Source organism: Sphingomonas sanguinis (genome assembly GCF_001476905.1).
Taxonomy (GTDB): domain Bacteria; phylum Pseudomonadota; class Alphaproteobacteria; order Sphingomonadales; family Sphingomonadaceae; genus Sphingomonas; species Sphingomonas sanguinis_B.
On the sequence record NZ_LDTE01000189.1, the window covers coordinates 1 to 3,693 of the forward strand.

The following is a 3,693-nucleotide window of genomic DNA, read 5'->3' on the forward strand; positions in this document are numbered from 1 at the left end:
TCCCCCTCCCGCCTGCGGGAGGGGGTGTAGAAGATCATCGGTCGTTGGAGCCCAAATCCGGCCACCGGTCGAGCATTGCTGCCGTCACGCCGTTGGTCCAGCCAAAGCCGTCCTGGGTCGGATACTCCCCGCCGCCGCCGGGCTTGCGCTCTTCGACATCGTATTTCTCCAGCAGCTTGCCCGTCTCGGCATAGGTGCGCGCGACGGTGGTGATCCAGCGGCGGGCGATGTCCTTGGCCAGCGCCTGTTCGCCGTAGCGCCCCAACCCCTCCACCGCGACCCATTGCAGCGGGGCCCAGCCATTGGGGGCATCCCATTGCTGGCCGGTGCGGATATTGGTGGTGCGCAGCCCGCCCTCGCCGACCAGCGTCGCGCGCGTCGTCGCCGCGACCGCACGGGCCTGTTCGGCGCTGGCATGTCCGGCGAAGAGCGGGAATAGCGACACGGCGGTGCGGCTGTTCGTCGGCCGCCGGGCGGACCGGTCCCAATCGGCGAACCGCTTATCCCCCGCCACCCACAGATAGCGGTCGATCGCGGCCTTTCGCCGTGCGGCCAACTCGGCAAAGCGCCGTGCCAGCGCTTCGTCGCCCAAAGCCTTGGCCCGCGCGGCGATCCGGCTTTCGTTCACCCATAACAGGCTGTTGAGATCGACCGGCACGATGTCGGTGGTATGGATCGTCTCCAGTCGCATCGGGTCGGCCAGCCAGCGCGAGCTGAAGTCCCAGCCCGACTCCGCCGCCGCACGCAGGTCGCGCTGGACGATGGCGGGCGCACGCGGTGCGGCCTTCGCCGCGGTCTCGCGATCCTCGCGCCAGCTTTCGTCGCGGGGCGTGTCGCGCGCGTCCCAATAGCGGTTCAGCAGGCTGCCATCGGGCATGCGGACGACATGCTGGCACGCCCCGCTCGCATCCAGGCAGTTCGACCCTGCCATCCAATACTCATGCTCGCGGACCAGCGCCGCCAGCCGCCGCTTCGCCAGTACGGGATCGCGATTGTCCGACAGGTCCATCATCAGCGCCAGGAAGGGCGGTTGCGAGCGGCTGAGATAATAGGTGCGCGTACCGTTGGGGACATGGCCGTACCGCTCGACCAGATCGACGAAATCGGCCAGCATCGCCTCGATCAGCGGGGCTTGGCCGTCCGCTTTCAGGCCCAGCATCGTGAAATAGCTGTCCCAGTAATAAATCTCCTGGAACCGGTCGCCGGGTACGACATAACCATGGTCGAGCCCCAGCGCCGACGATCCCGCCACAGGCGCGAAGGGCGCGCGGCCCAGGATCGGCCAGAGCTCGCGAATACGGTCGCGCAAGGGTGCGCGGGCCTGCGTATCGCCCCGTACCGAGAAATAGCGACGGACAAAGGCGGCCAGCGCGGCCTTGTCCTGTGGCTTTTCGCGGGCATAGGCGGCCATGATCGCCTGTGGCGCCTCGCGCGGCACCGCATCGGCAAAGGTCTTGCCGTCGGGAAAGACCTGCGCCGCCTGCACCGCACTGAACAAGGGGCCGTAAATATCGGCCGGGGAGGGCGGCATGGCCTGCGCCTGGAGCAGCAGCGCGAGCATGGGGACAAGGATCAGGCGGCGGGTCATCATGCTCTCCGGTCGATGGGCGCGGCGCGAGGCAGCAGCACCGTGGCGGACAGGCCCCCGCCCTGGGCTTGGTCGAGGATCAGCCGACCGCCATGAAGCTCGGCGAGTTCGCGCGCGATGGCAAGGCCGAAGCCATGGCCGTCGCCCCGCTCGTCCAGCCGCGTGCCCGCCTCCGTCGCGCGTATGCGATCCGCTTCGGCGATGCCGGGGCCGTCATCGGTGACGGTCAGGCGGATATGGCGATCCTCCGCCCGGGCGTGGACGCGCACCGCCGCACGGGCGTGGCGGGCGGCGTTGTCGATCAGGTTGCCCGCTACTTCGTCTAGGTCCTGTGCGTCCATCGCGACCGACAGGTCACCCGGAATCTCTGCAGTCAGAGAAATGCCGCGATCGGCATGAAGCCGGGCAATCGCCGCCGTCAGGTCGCCGATCGCCGGGGCCAGCGCGGTGACCGCACGCACCGTCCCGGCCTGCACCCGCGCGCGGGCGAGGTGGTGGCGGATGGTCTCATCGATCCGCGCGACCTGCGCGGCGCGGGGCGGATCGCCCGCCAGGTCGAGCGCCAGCGTGGCGACCGGGGTCTTCAGCGCATGGGCCAGATTCGCGGCGGAAGCGCGGGCGGTTGCCAGCGCACGTTCGCTATCGGCGGCCAGCGCGTTCAGCTCGGCGGCGAGCGGCTGGAGCTCGGCTGGCTGATCCTCGTCGACGCGGGCGCGCTCGCCGGTCCTGATCGCGGCCACTTCGTCGCGCAGCCGATGCAAGGGTCGCAGGCCGAGGCGCAGCTGGAGCAGGCTCGCCGCCGCCAGTAGCACGCCCAGACCCGCCAGCATCGCGAGCAGCGGGACCAGGGCGGCGCGGATCGGACGGGCGACCACCGCGCGGGGGGCGGCGGCGCTGATCGTCACGGGGCCGCGCGACGAGGGGATGGCAATCTGCCGCGCATGGACGCGCACACCCTGCTCGGTTCGGCCATCGGCCGGGTGAGGCTGGTCCACGCCGCCCGGCGGCGGCGGGGCAGGCGGGGGACCGCCTGCGATCGGTGCGGGGCCCGGCGGATGCGGTGCGGCCAGCGGGGGGAAGTCGCCCGATCCGATCACGCCATCGGGTCCTGCGATCCGCCAGCGCCAGCCCGGTTCGGGCTCGAGCAGCCCGCGCCGCGTGGCGATACGGTCGCGGTCGACCCGACCCTGCGGATCGACGGCGGCGGCCAGAACGGCGATTTCGGAATCGAGACGCTGGTCGAGCCCGCGCGTTACGATGCCCTCCAGCGCACTCGCCAGAGCCCAGCCCGCGAGCAAAAGCGCCGCCAGGATCGCTACGCCCGAGATCAGGATCATCCGGCCATGAATGGACCGGGGAAGTCTCACGCGGCCTCTCCGGCGGTCAGGCGATAGCCCATGCCCCGCACTGTCTCGATCAAATCGGCACCGATCTTCTTGCGCAGGCGTCCGACGATCACCTCCAGGCTGTTGGAATCGACATCCGCATCGCCCTCATAAACGCGCTCGAGCAGTTCCAGCCGGGGGATCACCGCTTCCTTGCGCAGCATCAGCGCGGACAGGACGCGCCACTCGAACGCGGTGAGCTTCAGCGGCAGGCCGTCCAGCTCGAACTGCCCGGTCTGGCTGTCGAAGGACAAAGGCCCGCAGGTCAGGCGGGGCTGGGCATGGCCCGCCGCGCGGCGCACGAGGGCGCGAAGGCGCATGACCAGCTCCTCGACGCGGAAGGGCTTGGTCAGATAATCGTCGGCCCCTGCCTTGAACCCGGCCACCTTGTCCGACCAGCCGTCGCGTGCGGTCAGGATGAGCACGGGCAAGGCCCGCCCGGCCTCGCGCCACTGGCGGAGCAGGGTCATGCCATCGCCATCGGGCAGGCCCAGGTCGAGCACGGCCGCATCATAGATTTCGGTATCGCCCGCATGGCCCGCGTCCACCCCGCGGTCGAACAGGTCGACCGCGCATTGCTCGGCCCGCAAAGCCCGCGCGATGGCGGGACCCAGTGCGGGATCATCCTCGACCAGCAGAATCCGCATGACGTATCCGTTATCCCCTTATCGTCCCGCTATCGTCGCATAGCCTAAACCCAATCTGAACCGCGCGGTTCAG

The 3,693-nt window shown here is 69.9% G+C and carries 3 protein-coding genes; all 3 read right to left on the reverse strand.

The annotated features are described in order from the left end of the window. Positions 1-34 precede the first annotated feature (34 nt). The 3 genes from treF to SB4_RS18465 are packed head-to-tail and all read right to left on the reverse strand — an operon-like array spanning position 35 to position 3,620. Positions 35-1,591, reverse strand: a complete 1,557-nt coding sequence (gene treF, locus SB4_RS18455) for an alpha,alpha-trehalase TreF (RefSeq protein ID WP_058753723.1) — start codon at positions 1,589-1,591, stop codon at positions 35-37. Continuing rightward, positions 1,588-2,955 carry a sensor histidine kinase gene (locus tag SB4_RS18460; protein WP_338112959.1) on the reverse strand — a complete coding sequence of 456 codons (1,368 nt, stop codon included), beginning with the start codon at positions 2,953-2,955 and terminating at the stop codon, positions 1,588-1,590. Before SB4_RS18460 ends, treF begins: the two co-directional genes overlap by 4 nt. Then, complete coding sequence (locus SB4_RS18465; RefSeq protein ID WP_058718341.1) at positions 2,952-3,620, reverse strand: response regulator; 669 nt, start codon at positions 3,618-3,620, stop codon at positions 2,952-2,954. The genes SB4_RS18460 and SB4_RS18465 overlap by 4 nt, the downstream gene beginning before the upstream one ends. Positions 3,621-3,693: the final 73 nt, after the last annotated feature.